We start from the raw sequence: 18,584 nt of genomic DNA, 5'->3' as shown, positions 1-18,584 counted from the left end.
CCCGATTCTAGGGCCAGTCATGGCGCGGCGTACAACCCGGCCCCGTGCCGTGGCTCAGGAGCAGCCTTCCACGTAATCCACCTGCGGGGTCTTCCCGACCCGCCAGGCGGTGACGTTGCCGTCGCCGTTGATCTCGAAGTTGACGATCGCTCCGCCCTCGGCGGCCGGGCGCACGCGCAGGTTGTGGCCCTTCTCGTCGTACTTGTGCGGGGTCAGGTCGCCGCGATCGGGGTACAGCGTCTGCAGCTGGCCCAGCGACATGCCGACCTTGCCACCGCCCGGTGCCACGATGCGGTCGTTGCGCACGTCGTAACGCACCAGCCGCTTGCCCTCGAGCATCAGGATCACGTCATCGGCCTGGCTGCCCTGCGGGCGCAGCGCGTGGCAATAGTCATCGGGAACGTCACCCTGCAAGGGCTCCTTCCAGGCGGTGCGGACCTCGTCCAGGCTGGCACCCAGGGTCAGTGGGCCATACCCATCCAGGCGCGCAGGACCCTGCGCCGCGGCATCTGCGGCGGGTTTACTGGCCGTGGTGGCGGGTGCCGCAGGTGCCGTCGCGTCTGCGGCCGGCTCCACCACCGCTGCTTCGGCGTCGGCCGACGGGGGCTCTGGATGGCGGTCGCAGCCCGCCAATGCGATTGCGATACCGAATGCCAACACGCTTGCCAGCTGCTTCATATGCACGCCCTCCTGTCAGTGGCTCGCAGGCTAGCGTGGGGGACGTGCAGCGCGTGCATACATATCGTGCTTGTCATCACAGTTACACCTGTGGCGTTCAGGCTCGGCCTGCACCGCTTCGACCCCACGCCCATGCAACCGCGCAAGACCGACCTCGCCCGTGACGCCCTGCAGGCCCACCGCGCGCCCCTGGACATGCGCCAGCGGCGCCTGCTGATCCTGTGCGATGGCCAGCGCGACCTGTCCCAGCTCACCGCGATGATCGGCCCGGAAGCATCGGCCATGGTGATCCAGCTGATCCAGGCTGGCTATCTGATGTCCACCGCGCCGCCCGAGCCAATGCCAGCGCCGGTGCCGGTTGCACCGACCGCTGCGGGCCCGGCCCCGGCCAGTGCTGCGCCCGTCACCGAGCGCCGCCGCTCGCTGGTAGCCGCGCGCATCTACCTGCTGGGCATTCTAGAACTGCAGCGGCACCCGCAGGCCGCCGCGTTGTTGCACACCCTGCAGCAGGCGCGCAGCGACGAGCAGGTGGTGGCCGCGCTGGGCAGTGCCCTCGACGCGCTGCCCGCGCTGACCTCCGCAGGCTATTGCGAGCGCGTACGCCAGCGCCTGTTCGAGGTGCTGCCGGAGACACATCTGCCACAGCTGGAGCAGGCCGGCGCGGTCGCCGGCTGATCGCCGCGGTCGCGTGCGTGGTTACGCCTGGAAGTTCTTCTTCAGGCCCTGCCAGCAGTGCTGGTAGCCACGCTGGCGGTGCGCCGCGTCCATGGCCTGCGCGGTGGGGCGAATCACGCCACGCGTTTCGAACATGAAGGCCATGGTGTCCTTGATCACGTCGGGCCGGCTCAGGTCGGCAGCGGACGCTTTCTCGAACGTGGCAGCATCCGGGCCGTGGCCGCTCATGCTGTTATGCAGGGAGGCGCCACCGGGCACGAAACCTTCGGCCTTGGCGTCGTAGGCGCCGTGGATCAGCCCCATGAACTCGCTGGCGATGTTGCGATGGAACCACGGCGGCCGGAAGGTGTCCTGGGCCACCAGCCAGCGCGGCGGGAAGATCGCGAAATCCATATTGCTGGTGCCCGGGGTATCGCTGGGCGAATGCAGCACCAGGAAGATCGACGGGTCCGGGTGGTCGTGGCTGATCGAGCCGATGGTGTTGAAGCGGCGCAGGTCATAGCGGTACGGCGCGTAGTTGCCGTGCCAGGCCACCACGTCCAGCGGTGAGTGATCGATGTCCGCACGCCACAGCTGGCCCTGGAACTTGGCGATCAACTCGAAGGCGCCTTCGACGTCTTCGTAGGCCGCGTGCGGCGTTTCGAAATCGCGCGGGTTGGCCAGTCCGTTCGACCCGATCGGGCCGAGGTCCGGCAGTTTCAGCAGCGCACCGAAGTTTTCGCAGACGTAACCGCGCGCCTGCCCATCCGGCAGTTCCACGCGGAAGCGCACCCCGCGAGGGATCACCGCGATCTGCTGCGGTTCGATCTCGATCACGCCCAGCTCGGTCAGCAATCGCAGGCGTCCCAGTTCCGGCACGATCAGCAGTTCGCCATCGGCGTCGTAGAAGTAGCGCCCCTGCATGTCCGCAGTGGCGGCATACAGGTGGATGCCGACGCCGCCATGCGCGTCGGGCGAACCATTGCCGCCCATGGTGTACAGGCCGTCGACGAAGTCGGTCGGCGCGGTGGGCAGCGGCAGCGGATCCCAGCGCAGCTGGTTGGGCGATACCGCCCCCTGCGCGAAATCGCCGTGCAGGCGCGGCTGCGCATAGGGCTGGAATTCCCCATGCGTGACCGCCGGGCGGATCCGGTACACCCAGCTGCGCCGGTTGCTGCCGCGCGGCGCGGTGAACGCCGTGCCCGACAGCTGTTCGGCGTACAGGCCATGCGCCACCCGCTGCGGCGAGTTGCGGCCCACCGGCAGCGCGCCGGGAACCGCTTCACTGGCGAACTCGTTGCCGAAACCGGTCTGGTAACCGCGCGATTCGAGGGAGGTGGGCATGGTCGGAGGTCCGTTTTCGTGGATTACAGCACGCCGCGCTTGATCTGGTCGCGCTCGATGCTTTCGAACAGCGCGGTGAAGTTGCCTTCGCCAAACCCTTCATTGCCCTTGCGCTGGATGATCTCGAAGAAGATCGGGCCGATGCAGTTGGTGGTGAAGATCTGCAGCAGTTTGCGCTGCTTGGTCTCCGGATCCGCATCGATCAGGATCTTGTTCTTCGCCAGCCGCGCCACGTCTTCACCATGGCCGGGCACGCGCATGTCGATGACCTCGAAATACGTTTCCGGCGTATCCAGGAACGCCACGCCCTGCGCACGCATCGCCTCGACGGTGTCGTAGATGTTTTCGGTGAAGCAGGCGATGTGCTGGATGCCCTCACCCTTGTAGGCGTCCAGGTATTCGTTGATCTGGCTCTTCGGGTCGGACGATTCATTGAGCGGAATGCGCACGATGCCATCCGGTGCGGTCATCGCCTTGGACACCAGGCCGGTCTTGAGGCCCTTGATGTCGAAGTAGCGGATCTCGCGGAAGTTGAACAGGCGCTCGTAGTAGTCCGACCACTGCTGCATGTTGCCGAAGTACAGGTTGTGGGTCAGGTGGTCGATGAAGGTCAGGCCGAAACCGACCGGGTTCTGGTCCACGCCGTCGATCGGTGCGTAGTCGGTATCGAACATGCTGCCGGCGGCGCCATAACGGTCCACCAGGTACAGCATGCAGTCGCCGATGCCCTTGATGACCGGGGCCGGCACCGCCTTGGTGTCCGGCTTGAAGTCGATCGCTTCGGCACCGTTGCCGAGCGCCATCTGGAACACCTCATCGCCCGGCTTCTGGAAGCGGATGGCGAAGCCACAGGCGCACGGGCCGTGCTTCTCGGCGAAGTCCGAGGCGAACGAATCGGGCTCTTCGTTGACCAGGAAGTTCACTCCGCCCTGGCGGTACACGGTGATGGCGCGCTGCTTGTGGCGCAGCACGGCAGTGAAGCCCATCTTGCGGAAGTACTCGTGGAGCTCGGCGCCACGACCGGCCGGCGCGGCGAATTCAACGAATTCGAACCCGTCGATGCCCATCGGGTTCTCGAAGGTGGTGACCTGCATGCCCGGGTTGGGGGCGTGCGACGCGGTTGCGGGCTGGCTGCTCATGACGTGGCTCCAAAGCGGCCCACCCCCGGAAAAAAACCAGGTGCGGGCGGAAGGCAGACCCGCGAGAATGCGGAGTCCGGAAAGAAGGTTATAGTTTCACATGAAACCACCATCAAGGTGCACCGCAGCATGAGCCCACCCGATCCCAGCAGCCAGACCATCCGTGCCACGCACGCCCTGCTCGACCTGGAGCAGTTCCTGCCGTACCGGCTGAGCGTTTTGTCCAACCGGGTCAGCGGCAACATTGCCAAGCTGTATGGGGACCGTTACGGCCTGGCGATTCCCGAATGGCGGGTGATCACCATCCTGGCGCTGTACCCGGGCTCATCGGCGAGCGAGGTCTCCGACCGCACCGCGATGGACAAGGTGGCGGTCAGCCGGGCCGTGGCCAGACTGCTCGAACGCGGCTTCATCAAGCGTGAAACCCACGGTGATGACCGCCGTCGTTCGGTGCTGGCGCTGTCGGCGGCCGGGTTCGAGGTCTACGAGACCATCGCCCCGCTGGTGATCGAGATCACCCGCAAGCTGATGTCGGTGCTGAGCGAAGACGAGGAGCAGATGCTGGAGAAGCTGATCCTGCGCCTGGCCGGCGAAGGCCTGCAGCGGATGGATGAAGGCTGACGGATGCGCGTACCGACCAACGGTCGGTACCTACCGAGGGCTTGCCGACGGCGGTCATGCCGTTCGGTAGGTGACGACCGTTGGTCGTCACGCCGTCAGCTGAGGTGCTTGCGCCTTGCGTGTACCCAGGGGGCGGCCAACGCGCCGATGGCGCCGGCGGCCAGGCCCAGTGATGCCGCCACCGCAGCGGCTTCCAGCGCGCCGGGAAGGGCCAGCGCGGCGATCACCAGCAGCGCGGCTGGCAGCGCGATGAAGGTGGCCAGGAAATAGCGCCAGCGCGGCGCCCAGGTCCCGACCTGGAGCAGGCTGACCGGCATCCAGGTTTCGCCCGAGGCATCTTCGGCGATCTTGGCGACCACCTTGGGCAGGTCCACTTCCACCGGGCCCTTGCCGGTGCGGGCGGTGGCCAGCGCGCGCGCGACCTCGTCGACCGACGGATACGACGTCGGCCACGCCACCGGCGCAGCGACCCCATAGGCGGTCAGCAGCGGCACGCTCAGCCACGGCGCCAGCAGCGGCCGCAGCTTGCGCCGGTCCAGCACGCACCAGACCTGGGCGATGCCATTGGCCACCACGCTGTACAGGGCCAACTGGCCCGGCTCCGGGTACGGCAGCACATGTACCCGCGCAGCCATGCTGGTGTAGCCCATATCCCGCAGGAAGCCGGGCCGGGTCCGGCCCTCGTGCGCCCAGGCCAGGCCCAGCGGCGCGACCAGGTAGGCCTCCGCCGGATCCTTCACGCCTGCCGTGGCGCGGTCGTCGCTGGCCAGGAAGAACGCCAGCGATTTCGGTTCGGCCACATCGGCCTGGCCCCAGCGGCCGCTGTCGCCCAGCACGTGTTTGAGCGGCAGCCGCGCGGGCGCGGTTTCGGCCTTGGTGGCGTTGTGCAGGTAAGGCAGCACCGAGAGCACGAAGCTCTGCAGGTCCACCCCGCGCGTGCCGGTGCCCTGCCATTCGCTGGGCAGCAGGCCCACCAGCGCCGGGTTGCGGGCCAGCTGGTCGAGCTGGGTCTTCTGTTCGACCAGCTTCTGCACTGCCGCCTTGAGCAGCACGTTGTCGGGAACCGACACCTGCGGCAGGCGGTACAGGGTGGCGGCAACGTCCGGGATGTCGGTTTCGCCAGCATGGGCCAACGCGTCGTCCAGCAGCACCTCCGCTGGCGGCAGGCTCACGCCGGTCGGTGCGTCTACGGTGCTATCGGAAGTTCCAGGCTGCATGCGCTTCGATCCATGAGGTCCTTGGAAATAGCGGCAGGAGACCGGGCAACTGTAGAGCGGACCGGTGGTCCGCTGGCGTTGACTCATCCGTTGCGCCAAGCGCAGCGGACTGACAGTCCGCTCTACCGGCGTGGTCTGCAGGGTACGTTTTTTCAGGGCGCCGTCGGCGGCGCCCACTCCTTCATGAAGGCGAAGAAGCGTTCGCGGTTGTATCCCTTCGGCTGGCCCTTGTCGGCCTCCAGCTCGCCGGTGAACTGCGAATGCAGCAGCGTGCCCTGCGCATCCAGCACGAACAGGTGCGGGTAGCCCTTGATCTGCGGGAACTGCGACAGGAACGCGGCGTTCTCGTTGTCTTCGCTGTAGTTGACCTTCATCCAGACGTAGTTGGCGTCGCGGAAGCTGCGGATCTCCGCATCGCCCTCGATGAACGCGTCCAGCAGGTGGCACCACGAGCACCACTCCCCACCCACGTCCAGCACGATCCGCTTGCCGCCACGCTGGGCCTCGACCTTGGCCGTGGCCAGGTCGGCGACCGGGTCGCGGGCCGGATCGAACTGCGCGTTGAGCCCGGCGACCGCGGCGACATCCGCCGCGGCCGGGGTGTTGCCCGACGCCACCGGCTGGCTGGGATCGGCCACCGGCGGCGTCTGTTCGGTGGTGTCCAGCGGCTGCGCAGGCGCGGCGGTGGGTGCCGACGGCGAGCAGGCGGCCAGCAGGCCGGCCACGATCATCGGGGACCACCACGTGTTCATGCGCATGGCAGGCCTCACTTGACGCCGTGCATCAGCTTGTTGATCAGCGGGGCGATCAGGAACAGCACCGCGCCCGAACCAATCAACGCCCAGAAACCGAAGGTGTAGCCCTTCAGCGCGGACTCGACGGTCATGCCGCCTTCGCCGCTCACCGCGCCGGCAAAGATGCCCGACAGGTTGTTGCCGATGCCGGTGGACAGGAACCAGCCGCCCATGCCGAAGCCGACCAGGCGCACCGGTGCCAGCTTGGTCACCATCGACAGACCGATCGGCGACAGGCACAGCTCACCGACCGACTGGATGACGTAGACCATGAACAGCGTCCAGAACGGGATCTTGCCGTCCACGACCATCGACGACAGTGCCAGCATCAGCAGCGCGAAGGCCGCGCCGTTGAACAGCAGGCCCAGGCCGAACTTGCGCGGAATGGACGGATTGGCACGGCCCAGCTTGATCCAGGTCCAGGCCACGATCGGGGCCAGGGTGATGATCGCCACCGAGTTGACCGACTGGAACCACGCCGTCGGGAAGGTCCAGCCACCCAGGTTGCGGTTGACGATGTTGTCGGCCAGGAAGGTGAAGGAGCTGCCGGCCTGTTCGAAGAACATCCAGAACATGACGTTGAAGGCGAAGATGATCAGCATCGCGATCACGCGGTCGCGCTGCACCTTGCCCTCGCGGATGCCTTCCACCAGCAGCAGCACCGCCAGCGCCACGAACAGCACCCCGAGGATCCAGGCCAGCGCGGTAGCGCCGGTGGACAGCAGGAAGTAGGCGACCGGAATGGCGACCAGTGAACCGACGAACACCATCACCACGCGGCCCATGCCTTCGGCACCGACCGGCGGCGCACCGATTCCCTTCAGGCCGGCGCGGCCGACGTAGAACCACACCAGGCTGAGCAGCATGCCGATGCCCGAGGCGATGAACACCATCTTGTAGGACGGCATCGCTTCGGTACCGAAGACCTTCTCGGCAAGGAACTGGGTAAGCACCGGGGCGATCATCGCGCCGACGTTGATGCCCATGTAGAAGATGGTGAAGCCCGAATCGCGGCGCTCATCCTTCAGGCCGTACAGCTTGCCGACCATGGTGGAGATGTTCGGCTTGAACAGGCCGTTGCCGATGATGATCGTGGCCAGGCCGAACTCGAACACTTCCTTGTTGGGCATGGCCACCATGAACAGGCCGGCGGCCATGATCACCGCGCCGGTCAGGATCGAGCGCTGGTACCCCAGCACGCGGTCGGCCACGTAGCCACCGAAGATGGCCGCGGCATACACCAGGGCCAGGTAGGCACCGTAGGTACGGCTGGCCGCAGCCTGCCCGGCCGCGTCGCCGTCGAAGAACTGGGCCACGATGTACAGCACCAGCGCCCAGCGGATCCCGTAGAACGCGAAGCGCTCCCAGAACTCGGTCATGAACAGCATCCACAGCGGGCGCGGGTGGCCCAGCGTGGTCTTGAACTCCGGCAACGCCGGTTCGGGAACGGATTTCGCGGCGGCGTCTACGCTCATGCGGGATTCCTGGGTTCGGTGGAAGACATGCACGTCCGATGTGCGAAACAACGCGGGAGAATCCCAGAACAACGGCGTTCACGTCAAATACACACCGATGTATGCAGCTGGCCGCATGGTCGCTGAACTTGCATCTGCAACTACCGCCCCGCAGCCGCCAGCGCAGCAACGGCGGGGCTTCCCGCACCGTACGGTGGATGCCAAGGGAATACATGAATAGGCCCGGGAACCGGCCCGCCGGCTCAGGCGTCCGGCGGCATCGGGTCGTCGTTGCGGATCGTGGTGCGCACCTGGAACAGTTCCGGGAAGAAGGTCAGCTCCAGCGCCTGGCGCAGGAACCCCACCCCGCTGGAACCACCGGTGCCGCGCTTGAAGCCGATCACTCGCATCACGGTGCGCATGTGGCGGAAGCGCCAGAGCTGGAAGGCGGTTTCCAGGTCCACCAGGTCCTCGCACAGCGCGTACTCGCGCCAGTAGCGGTCGGTGTTCTGGTAGATGCGCTCGAACACCGGGTGCAGCGCATCGTCGGCCACGTGCGGCTGCCGCCAGTCGCGGTCGATGTAGCCGGCCGGAATCGCATGCCCGAAGCGCGCCAGGTAGCGCAGGAATTCCTCGTACAGGCTGGGCGCGTCCAGCACCTGCTGCAGCTGCGCCTGTCCTTCCGGGTCGTGCGAGAACACCTGCAGCATCTGCGCGTTCTTGTTGCCCAGCAGGAACTCGATGTAGCGGTACTGCAGCGACTGGAACCCCGACGACGGGCCCAGCACGTCGCGGAAGCCCATGTATTCCGACGGGGTCAGCGTTTCCAGCACCGACCACTGTTCGGTCAGCTGGCGCAGCACACCAGCTTGCTGCGCGCCAGCACCTTCTGGCACTGCCAGACCTGGTCGCGCTGCAGGAACCCGATCGCCGCACGCAGCTCATGCCCCAGCAGCTTCAGCCACAGCTCCGAGGTCTGGTGCTGGATGATGAAGAGCATCTCGTCGTGGTGCGGCGGGTTGGACAGCGGCTGCTGCGCCGAGAGCAGCTGGTCCAGCCGCAGGTAGCCGCCGTAGGTCAGGCGCCCCTCCAGGTCGGTGTGGATACCGGCTTCAAGGTCGCGTTGGTTCTTGTCGACAGACATGGCGGGGGCCGCTGGAGGGGGCCAAAAGGGTAGCGCACCGCCTGCACCTGCGGGGGGTGCATGCCATGCGCAGGCGTGTGGTGGGCGGGCGGGGACCGGATTCTGCGCGGCAGGCCGGTGGGGCCCTGCCCCCGACCCCCCTCCGGCACGGTCCGCTCATGCCCCGTTGATACAACTGAATACGTTGAAGCCATTGGCCTTCCGGGCCCCTGATGGGGTATACCGGGCCGATGTCCCCCGGGACAGTTGCTGCGCCGCAGGACGGCTTTTTCGTACGCCTTCCTTAACATGGCAATTCATATCATTTGTAACTTCCTGTCGAAGGTGCAGTACGCAATGACGGTTGCCGCTGAGTTCAAGATCGAATACCTGCAGTACCTGGACACGGACGGCACGCTCGTCCGCGATGACCTGCCCGAAGCCCTGCGCGACCCGCGCGCGCTGCTGCCGATGTTCAAGCAGATGCTGTTCGTGCGCGTGTTCGACGGCAAGTCGATCGCGTTGCAGCGCACCGGCAAGCTGGGCACCTACGCCGCCTGCCTGGGCCACGAAGCCGCGCATGTCGGCATCGGCGCTTCCATGCAGAAGGACGACGTGTTTGCCCCGTCCTACCGCGAGTACGGCGCGATGTTCATGCGTGGCGTGCGCCCGCGCGACGTCCTGATGTACTGGGGCGGCGACGAGCGTGGCAACGACTACGGCGGCAACGCGGCCAAGGACTTCCCGTTCTGCGTGCCGATTTCCACCCAGTGCCTGCACGCCGCCGGCGCGGCGCTGAAGTTCAAGCTCAACCAGGAAAAGCAGATCGCCGTGGCTGTCTGCGGTGACGGTGGCAGCTCCAAGACCGACTTCTATGCCGCACTGAACTCGGCCGGTGCCTACAAGCTCCCGCTGATCCTGTGCATCGTCAACAACGGCTGGGCCATCTCGGTTCCGCGTTCGGCCCAGACCGGTGCCGAAACGCTGGCGCAGAAGGGCCTGGCCGGTGGCCTGCACTGCCTGCAGGTGGACGGCAACGACCTGATCGCGGTGATGGCCGCCATGCTGCAGGCGCGCGAGCGCGCGCTGGCCGGCGATGGCGGCACCGTGCTGGAACTGATGACCTACCGCCTGTCCGACCACACCACCGCCGATGACGCGCGCCGCTACCGCGACGATGCCGAGGTCAAGGATGCCTGGCAGCGCGAGCCGATGCTGCGCCTGCGCAAGTACCTGATCGGTGCCGGCGTGTGGAGCGAGGAAGAGGAACAGGCCTGGACCGTGGAGTGCGGCAAGCGCGTGGATGAAGAGGTGAACCTGTACCTCAACACCCCGGTGCAGCCCGTCGAGGCGATGTTCGACTTCCTGTATGCCGATCCGCCGCAGGACCTGCTGGCCCAGCGCGCACAGGCGATTGCTTTGGAGCAGCGCCATGGATGAGATCAAGAACGGCGCGCCCGGCGCGCAGACCAACGCCGCCGACAGCGCTGCCATCGCGCGCGGAGAAGAAAGCATGACCACCACGCCCATCACCCTCATCGAAGCCATCACCCAGGCGCTGGCGTGGGAGCTGGAACACGACAAATCGGTGCTGGTGCTGGGTGAGGACGTCGGCGTCAACGGCGGCGTGTTCCGCGCCACCGCCGGCCTGCAGCAGCGCTTCGGCGCCGACCGCATCCTGGACACCCCGCTGGACGAAACCACCATCGCCGGCCTGACCATCGGCCTGGCCGCGCAGGGCATGAAGCCGGTGGCCGAAGCCCAGTTCGATGGCTTCATGTACCCGATGGTGGACCACATCATCTGCCACGCCGCGCGCCTGCGTTACCGCACCCGTGGCCGCCTGCACTGCCCGATGGTGCTGCGCGTGCCGTGGGGCGGCGGCATCCGCGCGCCGGAACACCACAGCGAAGCCAACGAGGCGATCTTCACCAACGTGCCGGGCCTGCGCGTGGTGCTGCCGTCCTCGCCGCAGCGCGCCTATGGCCTGCTGCTGGCCGCGATCCGCGAACCGGATCCGGTGATCTACATGGAACCCAAGCGCATCTACCGCCAGTACAAGGAAGTGGTGGTCAACGATGGCGAAGCGCTGCCGCTGGACGTCTGCTTCGTGCTGCGCGACGGCACCGACGTGACCCTGGTGACCTGGGGCGCGCAGGTGAAGGAAGCACTGGAAGCTGCCGACAAGCTGGCCGGCGAAGGCATCAGTGCCGAAGTGATCGACGTGGCCACGCTGCGCCCGCTCGACTTCGCCACCATCGCCGAATCGGTGGCCAAGACCGGCCGCTGCGTGATCGTGCAGGAGGCCCCCAAGACCGCGGGCTTCGGCGCGGAGATCGCCGCGCGCCTGGCCGAGGAATCGCTGTACGACCTGCTGGCACCGGTCGAACGTGTCACCGGCTACGACACCCACATTCCGCTGTTCCGCCTGGAAATGAAGTACCTGCCCAGCGTGGACCGGATCGTGAGCGCGGCCAAACGCGCGGTGGCGGCGGGCTGACATGCGGGCCAGACTTCTGGGCCCGTACCGCAGCCAGTACCCCAACCCGCTCCGGTTCCGCACCGGCCAGATCGTCGAACTGGGTGTTCGTGACGAGGAATGGCCGGCGTTTGCCTGGGTACGCACCGATGACGGGCGTGCCGGCTGGGCACCGGTGGCGTGGTTGCAGTTGCTGGACGATGGCCGCGCAGAGGCCCTGCGCGACTATGACGCCCGCGAACTGGACGTGGACAGCGGTGAAATGGTCAAGCTGCATCATGAACACGGCGGCTGGTGGTGGTCCGAACGCGCGAACGGCGCGACGGGCTGGCTGCCGGCCCGCGATCTCGAACTGCTGGAAGAGAACTGCACATGAGTGAGAACAAGAATTTCCACCTGCCCGACCTCGGCGAAGGCCTGCCCGACGCCACCATCGTCGAGTGGTTCGTCAAGGAAGGCGACGTGATCACGCTCGACGAGCCGCTGGTCTCCATGGAGACCGCCAAGGCCGTGGTTGAAGTGCCCTCGCCGTTCTCCGGCAAGGTGCTGAAGCTGGCCGGCGGCGCCGGCGACATCATTCCCACCGGCAGCGTGCTGGCCCAGTTCGAACTGGACCCGAACCTGCCGCAGCGCGCCGATGGCCAGGACACCGGCCACAGCCATGGCCACGCTGCCCCGGCGGCCACGCCGAGCACCGGCCAGCCCGCCCCGGCCCAGCCGGACAAGGTGGTGGCGTCCGATGAGGGTGGCGAGATCGCCAAGCCCGGCGCCGAGCGCGATGACGCGGGCACCGTGGTCGGCGCGATGCAGAGCTCCAATGCCGTGCACGCCGAACAGGCGGTGGCGGTCGGCGGGGTCAAGGCCGTGCCGGCGGTGCGTGCCACCGCGCGCAAGCTGGGCGTGGACCTGGGCCGCGTGCGCGCCACCGGTGCCGATGGCGCGGTGACCATGGCCGACGTCAAGCAGGCCGCCGCCGACGGCAGCGCCAAGGTCGGCGCCGCGCCGGCGGCAGCGGCCGCTGCACCTGTTGCAGCCGCTGCTCCGGTGGCCGCTGCCGCACCGGTCTCCCGCGCTGCCGATGCCCGCGCCCCGTTGTCGGCTGCGGGCAAGCCGATGCGCACCCAGCCGCCGGGCGTGGTGGCCAAGGGCCAGCCGGAACCGCTGAAGGGCGTGCGCCGCAACATGGCGCGGGTGATGGCCGACGCGCACAGCAAGGTCGTGCCGACCACGCTGAACGACGATGCCGACATCCACGCCTGGGTGCCGGGTAACGACGTCACCGCCCGCCTGGTGCGCGCAATCGTCGTCGGCTGCCAGAAGGTGCCGGCGCTCAATGCCTGGTTCGATGGCGATGCGCTGACCCGCACCCTGCATGCGCACGTGGACGTGGGCATCGCGGTGGACACCGACGATGGCCTGTTCGTGCCCGCCCTGCGCAATGCCGACGTGCTGGATGCGCGTGGCATCCGCGAAGGCGTGAACCGCCTGCGCGAGCAGGTGGAAGCGCGTTCGATCGCGGCCTCCGAGCTGAGCGGTTACACCATCTCGCTGTCCAACTTCGGCATGTTCGCCGGCCGCTACGCGACCCCGGTCGTGGTGCCGCCGTGCGTGGCCATCGTCGGTGCCGGGCGCGCCCGCCACCAGATGACCCCGGTGATGGGCGGTGTGGAAGCGCACAAGGTGATCCCGCTGTCGGTCACGTTCGACCACCGCGCTGCCACCGGCGGTGAAGCGGCGCGCTTCCTGCGCGCGATGCTGGACGACCTGGCCCTGGCGAACTGATCCATCCGCCCGGATGTGTCTGATGCGATGACGGCCACCCCAGGGTGGACGTCATCGTTTTCGCGCATGGCGGATCACGCCAGTTGGGCGGATCCGACCACATGGACGCCAGGCTGTGGTTGCAGTGCCGCTTCGACCATCGCAGCGGCGATGCGCTCGGCGGGATTGATCCGCCATGCGCGGGGCAGCACCGGCCCCAGCGCGCCCAGTACCAGGCTGGCCAGGTGCTCGCCGGAGCGGCGTTCGCTGCGCTCGCCGCCGATCAGCCCCGGTCGCACCAGGGTCAGCGACGGGTAGCCGAGACCGCGCAGGTCCTGCTCCAGCCTTCCTTTCACCTGGTTGTAGAAGATCCGCGAGCCCGGGTCCGCCCCCATCGCCGAATTCAACACGAAGGCATGCGCGCCACGTGCCCGCGCATGCGTCGCCACCTGGAGCGGGTAGTCATGGTCGATCCGGGCAAACACCTCGCGGCTGCCGGCCTGCCGGATCGTGCTGCCCAAGGCGCAGATCACCGCGTCCACCGCCCACCAGTCCGCATCCAGCGGCAGCTGCTCGAAGTCCACCACCGGGTTGAGCAGCGCGGGGCTGGATATCCCCAGCGCACGCCGTGTCGGCGCCACCACCGCGTCGCAGCGCCCGTCGTCCAGGAGGTGTTGCAGCACCTGCCCGCCGACCAGCCCGGTCGCGCCCACCAGCATCACCTTCATCGCATACTCCTGCCGTCCGATTCCCTACCATCGTGGCACAGCGCCGGGTTCAAGCCCGCGACACCGCCGCCGATACTGTTCCAACGTCTCCCCCCGTCCGGCGCCCGCAGCCGGTGACCCACCAGGACCCGCCGCATGAAGGACCCGCAGGACGCTCTTCCCAGCCCCAGCCCCGGCACCGCCGTGGGTCGGCTGCTGTTGCGCCGGCAGGCGAAAGACAGCGCGGCCGGCGCGGCAGCGGACGCCCCCGCGCTCAAGGGCGGAGGCAGCGCGATGCTGCAGCGCCTGTTCGCCGGGGCCGACCAGCCCGAACCACTGCTAGAAGCGTTCGCCCACGGCATGTCCACCCTGCCCGGCGAGCTGGGTGACATGGGCCTGCGCCTGCAGTCGGCGCAGCGCAGTGCCGACTGGGTCAGTTATGGCCGCGCCATGCGCCAGCTGATCGACAAGTACATCCGCACCATCGAACAGGACAGCCCCGACGGCCAGCCCGACAGCCTGCGCCTGCGCGAGCTGCTGCGCCTGACGCTGGGCGTGACCGTGGCCAGCCTGCTGCAGAACATGCCCGAGCTGAAGGACGAGCCGGTGCAGCTGGCCGCCGACCTGCGCCAATGGCATCCCGGCCAGCCACTGCAGCCCCTGGAGCTGCGGCTGCGCGAACTGACCCACCAGATCGGGGTGCGCAGTGATGGCTGGCAGGAGCAGCAGGAACTGCTGCTGAGCCTGTTCGACCTGCTGCTGGACAACATTGGCGAGCTGCTCGACGACAGCAGCTGGCTGCACGGCCAGGTGCATGCGGTGCGCGCGCTGATCAGCGGGCCACTGGACCGCGACTCGGTCGAACAGGCGCGCGCCAACCTGCGCGAGGTGATCTACAAGCAGGGCCTGCTCAAGCAGGGCATCGTCGAATCCAAGGCGGCCATGAAGAGCCTGATGGGCGGCTTCATCGAACGCCTGGACGGCATGGCGGTCAGCACCGGCGAGTACCACGACCGGATCAGCAGCTATGCGCTCGCGCTGAAGGAGGCGCGCAGCATCGCCGATCTCAACCAGCTGCTGCAGGACGTGCTGCAGGACACCGGGCGTGTGCAGGAGCAGGCCTTGCAGGCGCGCGACCATCTGGGCAACGCGCGCCGCGAGGTCGAGCAGGCCGAGGCACGCATTGCCGAACTCGAACAGGAACTGCGCGATGTGTCCGGGCTGGTGCGCACCGATCCGCTGACCGGCGCGCTAAACCGGCGCGGCTTTGACGAGCTGCTGGAACGTGAGCTGGCCCGCGCGGAGCGGCACTCACATCCGCTGGCGCTGGCGCTGCTGGACCTGGACGATTTCCACCAGACCAACAGCAGCTACGGGCATCCCGGTGGCGACGCGATCCTGCGCCACCTGGTCACGGTCTGCCAGCTGCTGCTACGCAGTACCGACACCATTGCGCGTATCGGTGGTGACGAGTTCGTGCTGCTGATGCCGGAAACCCCGGGCGCCGACAGCATGTCCACCGTGCTGCGCCTGCAGCGCTCGCTGGCGCAGCGGCCGGTGGAGCTCGACGGGCACCGGGTGCTGGTGCATTTCAGCGCGGGCCTGAGCCAGTGGCAGCCCGGCGAAACCGGCGAGGCCCTCTTGAAGCGCGCGGACGCGGCGCTGTATGCGGCCAAACGCGTAGGCAAGAACCGCGTCCAGGCTGGGTGAATACCACCACGCAACTGGATGGTGACCGGTGACCGTGGACCGATGGTACCGTTGGGGTGTCATTGTGTTGCGTGGTCAATGCGCCGGCGTCTTCCCACGCATCTTCTGGAACGCGGTCACCGCCGCCAGCACGATCGCACCGGCCACCACACCCACTACCAGGTTCGCGCCCGCCTCCACCAGCCAGCCCCACGGCGCGACCTTGCCGGCGATGCCCAGCACGAGGTGATGCACCGCCGGCACGTTGTGCACCAGGATGCCACCGCCGACCAGGAACATGGCCAGGGTGCCGGCCACCGAGAGGAACTTCATCAGCCACGGCGCGGACACCAGCAGGCCGCGACCGAACGCGGCCAGCGCGCCGCCTTTCTTCGACAGATACAGGCCCGCGTCGTCCAATTTCACGATGCCGGCCACCAGCCCGTAGACGAACACCGTCATGCCCAGCGCGATCACCACCAGCGCGGTGACCTGGTTGAGGAACGGCGCCGCCGATACCACGCCCAGCGACAACACGATGATCTCGGCCGACAGGATGAAGTCGGTGCGGATCGCCCCCTTCACCTTGTCCTTCTCCCACGCCACCATGTCGACCTTCTCGTCGGCCAGCGCCTTGAGCCGCGCCGCCTTCTGCTGCTCGTCTTCCTCCTGCGAATGCAGGAAACGGTGCGCCAGCTTTTCCACGCCTTCGTAGCAGAGGAACGCGCCACCGATCATCATCAACGGCACCACGATCGGGATCGGGAAGCCCTTGCCCTTGAGCCAGGCTTCCAGCGCGCTGATCGCCAGCGCCGCCGGCACCAGGATCGCCTTGTTCACCAGCGAGCCCTTGGCCACCGCCCACACCACCGGCAGTTCCCGGTTGGCATTGACCCCGGTCACCTGCTGCGCGTTCAGCGCCAGGTCGTCGCCCAGCACGCCGGCGGTCTTCTTGGCCGCCACCTTGGTCAATATCGAAACGTCGTCCAGCAGGGCGGCAATATCGTCGAGCAACGCAAACAGGCTGGCACCGGCCATGGCAATCCAGAAATCAGAGGGTGGCGCCGATTCTGACCGATCCGGGCACGTTCGTGGAAGATCGGCCGGATTCACCGCCCCACCACCGCCCTGCAGCGACACTGCCGATCTGTCCTGCCCCGGAGCCCTGCTTGAATACCACGCCCGTTGTTCCCGGCTCGCCGTCGCTGGTCAAAGGCATGAACCGCCGCAGCCAGATCCTGCGCCTGCTGCTGCGCTACCGCCATTCCGGGGTGTTTTCCGGGATGAACCTGGATTCGCGCGCGGTCCACGACCTGCCGCCGGAGGGCAACCCCGAGCAGTTCGTCACCGACCTGGAATCGCTCGGCCCGACCTTCGTCAAGCTCGGCCAGATGCTCTCCACCCGCCCGGACATGGTGCCGGTGGAATTCGCCACCGCGCTGGAGCGGATGCAGGAGAAGGTCGCGCCGATCCCGGTCGAGCGCATCTACACCATCATCGAACAGGAGCTGGGCGCGCCGGTGTCCAAGCTGTTTTCCAGCTTCGACCCGGTGCCGCTGGGCTGCGCGTCCATCGCGCAGGTGCACCGCGCGCAGCTGCATGATGGGCGCGAAGTGGCAGTAAAGGTACAGAAGCCGGAAGTGGCAGCGCAGCTGCGCTCGGACCTGGAAGTACTGCGCAGCTTCGCATTGGCCGCCGACCACCTCACCCAGGTGGGACGCCGGGTACGCCTGCGCGACTGGCTGAACGAGTTCGCCAAGACGCTCATGCAGGAACTGGACTACCAGGCCGAAGCCGAGAACCTGCAGCGCTTCGGCCAGCACCTGCGCCCGTTCAAGCCGCTGTGGGTGCCGCAGCCGATCTGGGATTACTGCAGCCACCGCGTGCTGACCATGGAGCTGGCGCAGGGCGTGCGCGTGGACATGATTCCCGACGTGCGCCGCACCGAAGAGCCGATGGCACCGCTGGCGGCGGCGCTGATCCGTGGCTATATCGACCAGATCTTCGTGCATGGTGAGATCCATGCCGATCCCCATCCGGGCAACCTGCGGGTCACACCCGAAGGCCGGTTGGCAATCTTCGACCTGGGCATGGTGGCGCACATGCCGCCGCGCCTGCGCGAGCGGCTGTTGAAACTGCTGTTCGCCGCCGTGGACGGGCGCGGCGAAGAAGTGGCCGACGAGATCATCGGCATCAGCACGCGACTGGAAGCCTTCGACGAAGAGCGCTACCTGCGCGAAACCGGCCAGGTCATCGCGCGCTATGCCGCCAGCGGCACGTTCTCGGAAGGCCGCGTGGTGCTGGATCTGGTACGCATCGCCACCGCCAGCGGGCTGCGCACGCCGCCGGAGCTGAGCCTGCTGGGCAAGGCGCTGCTGAATCTGGAGACGGTGTGCCGGCTGCTGTCGCCGGACCTGGATACGCGCCGCATCGTCGAGCGCCAACTGCAGCACGTCATGCGTGCGCGCCTGAAGAAGTCGCTGTCGGCCGCCAACCTGGCCAGTGAAGCAATGGAAGTGCAGCAGCTGCTTCGCGAGGGCCCGCGCAAGATGTCGGACATCCTCGCGCTGCTGGCCGAGAACCGCCTGCAGATGAAAGTGACCGGGCTGGAAGAATCCCGGCTGATGGAAAACCTGCAGAAGATCGCCAACCGCGTGTCGGCGGGCATTGTCACTGCAGCCTTGATTCTTGCTGCAGCGATGATGATGAAGGTCGATACCGGGTGGCACCTGTTCGGGTATCCGGCCATCGCATTCACGTTGATGCTGATCGGTGTATTCCTTGGCCTGGGCATCATCCTCAGTGCATTGCTGTTTGATCGGCGCGCACGTTCAAGGGAAGAACGCGGGCATCGGTAGACGCCAGCGCGCCCATGCCAGGTGATGAGGACGGCACGCGAAAGCGTGCCGTCTTCACGTGCGTTT

The 18,584-nt window shown here is 67.3% G+C and carries 15 protein-coding genes and 2 pseudogenes; 8 read left to right on the top strand and 9 right to left on the bottom strand.

Annotated features, from left to right (window positions below):
* Positions 1-54: 54 nt before the first annotated feature.
* Entirely contained in the window at positions 55-678 is a 624-nt protein-coding gene (locus tag QE395_RS01205) for a hypothetical protein (protein WP_095363157.1), read from the bottom strand.
* Between the two features lie 132 nt (positions 679-810).
* Between QE395_RS01205 and QE395_RS01200 the strand changes: the two genes are divergently transcribed.
* A complete protein-coding gene (locus QE395_RS01200; protein ID WP_095363307.1) occupies positions 811-1,353 on the top strand; it encodes a hypothetical protein in 543 nt (180 codons plus the stop codon).
* A 21-nt stretch (positions 1,354-1,374) separates the two neighbouring features.
* Here the strand turns inward: QE395_RS01200 and hmgA are convergent, their stop codons facing one another.
* Both hmgA and hppD read right to left on the bottom strand, forming a co-directional pair.
* On the bottom strand, positions 1,375-2,676 hold the full coding sequence (gene hmgA / locus QE395_RS01195; RefSeq protein WP_095363158.1) for a homogentisate 1,2-dioxygenase: 1,302 nt from the start codon (positions 2,674-2,676) through the stop codon (positions 1,375-1,377).
* A 23-nt stretch (positions 2,677-2,699) separates the two neighbouring features.
* Positions 2,700-3,815, bottom strand: coding sequence for a 4-hydroxyphenylpyruvate dioxygenase (gene hppD / locus QE395_RS01190; protein ID WP_176472606.1), 1,116 nt, complete (start codon positions 3,813-3,815; stop codon positions 2,700-2,702).
* A 129-nt stretch (positions 3,816-3,944) separates the two neighbouring features.
* On the opposite strand from hppD, the gene QE395_RS01185 reads away from it, so the two are divergent.
* Positions 3,945-4,436 carry a MarR family winged helix-turn-helix transcriptional regulator gene (locus QE395_RS01185; protein WP_068854306.1) on the top strand — a complete coding sequence of 164 codons (492 nt, stop codon included), beginning with the start codon at positions 3,945-3,947 and terminating at the stop codon, positions 4,434-4,436.
* Positions 4,437-4,531: 95 nt separating this feature from the next.
* Here QE395_RS01185 and QE395_RS01180 read toward each other — a convergent pair whose 3' ends face one another.
* The 4 genes and pseudogenes from QE395_RS01180 to QE395_RS01165 all read right to left on the bottom strand — a co-directional run bounded on the left by QE395_RS01180 (position 4,532) and on the right by QE395_RS01165 (position 9,045).
* The gene (locus tag QE395_RS01180) at positions 4,532-5,653 is read right to left on the bottom strand and encodes a hypothetical protein (protein ID WP_093532751.1); all 1,122 of its coding nucleotides are present in this window, start codon (positions 5,651-5,653) and stop codon (positions 4,532-4,534) included.
* 152 nt (positions 5,654-5,805) lie between these two features.
* Positions 5,806-6,411 carry a thioredoxin family protein gene (locus tag QE395_RS01175; protein ID WP_306987336.1) on the bottom strand — a complete coding sequence of 202 codons (606 nt, stop codon included), beginning with the start codon at positions 6,409-6,411 and terminating at the stop codon, positions 5,806-5,808.
* An 8-nt stretch (positions 6,412-6,419) separates the two neighbouring features.
* Positions 6,420-7,922 carry an oligopeptide:H+ symporter gene (locus QE395_RS01170; protein ID WP_306987335.1) on the bottom strand — a complete coding sequence of 501 codons (1,503 nt, stop codon included), beginning with the start codon at positions 7,920-7,922 and terminating at the stop codon, positions 6,420-6,422.
* Positions 7,923-8,164: 242 nt separating this feature from the next.
* Positions 8,165-9,045 (bottom strand): annotated as a pseudogene (locus QE395_RS01165) (tryptophan 2,3-dioxygenase family protein).
* A 336-nt stretch (positions 9,046-9,381) separates the two neighbouring features.
* Between QE395_RS01165 and pdhA the strand changes: the two are divergent.
* Genes pdhA through QE395_RS01145 form a run of 4 tightly spaced genes read left to right on the top strand, consistent with a single transcriptional unit; the run spans position 9,382 to position 13,285 of the window.
* A complete protein-coding gene (gene pdhA, locus QE395_RS01160) occupies positions 9,382-10,464 on the top strand; it encodes a pyruvate dehydrogenase (acetyl-transferring) E1 component subunit alpha (protein ID WP_068854311.1) in 1,083 nt (360 codons plus the stop codon).
* Positions 10,457-11,524, top strand: a complete 1,068-nt coding sequence (locus QE395_RS01155; protein WP_068854312.1) for an alpha-ketoacid dehydrogenase subunit beta — start codon at positions 10,457-10,459, stop codon at positions 11,522-11,524. The genes pdhA and QE395_RS01155 overlap by 8 nt, the downstream gene beginning before the upstream one ends.
* A 1-nt stretch (position 11,525) precedes the next feature.
* A complete protein-coding gene (locus tag QE395_RS01150; RefSeq protein WP_068854313.1) occupies positions 11,526-11,879 on the top strand; it encodes an SH3 domain-containing protein in 354 nt (117 codons plus the stop codon).
* Complete coding sequence (locus QE395_RS01145; RefSeq protein WP_306987334.1) at positions 11,876-13,285, top strand: dihydrolipoamide acetyltransferase family protein; 1,410 nt, start codon at positions 11,876-11,878, stop codon at positions 13,283-13,285. Before QE395_RS01150 ends, QE395_RS01145 begins: the two co-directional genes overlap by 4 nt.
* Before the next feature lie 74 nt (positions 13,286-13,359).
* On the opposite strand, the gene QE395_RS01140 is transcribed toward QE395_RS01145, so the two are convergent.
* The gene (locus QE395_RS01140) at positions 13,360-13,992 is read right to left on the bottom strand and encodes an NAD-dependent dehydratase (protein ID WP_306987333.1); all 633 of its coding nucleotides are present in this window, start codon (positions 13,990-13,992) and stop codon (positions 13,360-13,362) included.
* A 135-nt stretch (positions 13,993-14,127) separates the two neighbouring features.
* On the opposite strand from QE395_RS01140, the gene QE395_RS01135 reads away from it, so the two are divergent.
* Positions 14,128-15,681, top strand: a complete 1,554-nt coding sequence (locus QE395_RS01135; protein ID WP_306987332.1) for a GGDEF domain-containing protein — start codon at positions 14,128-14,130, stop codon at positions 15,679-15,681.
* Between the two features lie 75 nt (positions 15,682-15,756).
* Here the strand turns inward: QE395_RS01135 and QE395_RS01130 are convergent, their stop codons facing one another.
* Entirely contained in the window at positions 15,757-16,698 is a 942-nt protein-coding gene (locus QE395_RS01130) for a DUF808 domain-containing protein (protein ID WP_093532744.1), read from the bottom strand.
* 164 nt (positions 16,699-16,862) lie between these two features.
* On the opposite strand from QE395_RS01130, the pseudogene QE395_RS01125 reads away from it, so the two are divergent.
* Positions 16,863-18,518 (top strand): annotated as a pseudogene (locus QE395_RS01125) (AarF/UbiB family protein); the annotation flags it as partial.
* Between the last annotated feature and the right edge of the window lie 66 nt (positions 18,519-18,584).

The organism is Stenotrophomonas sp. SORGH_AS_0282 (assembly GCF_030818125.1).
Taxonomy (GTDB): Bacteria; Pseudomonadota; Gammaproteobacteria; order Xanthomonadales; family Xanthomonadaceae; genus Stenotrophomonas; species Stenotrophomonas rhizophila_A.
This window is presented reverse-complemented; position numbering and strand designations above follow the sequence as displayed.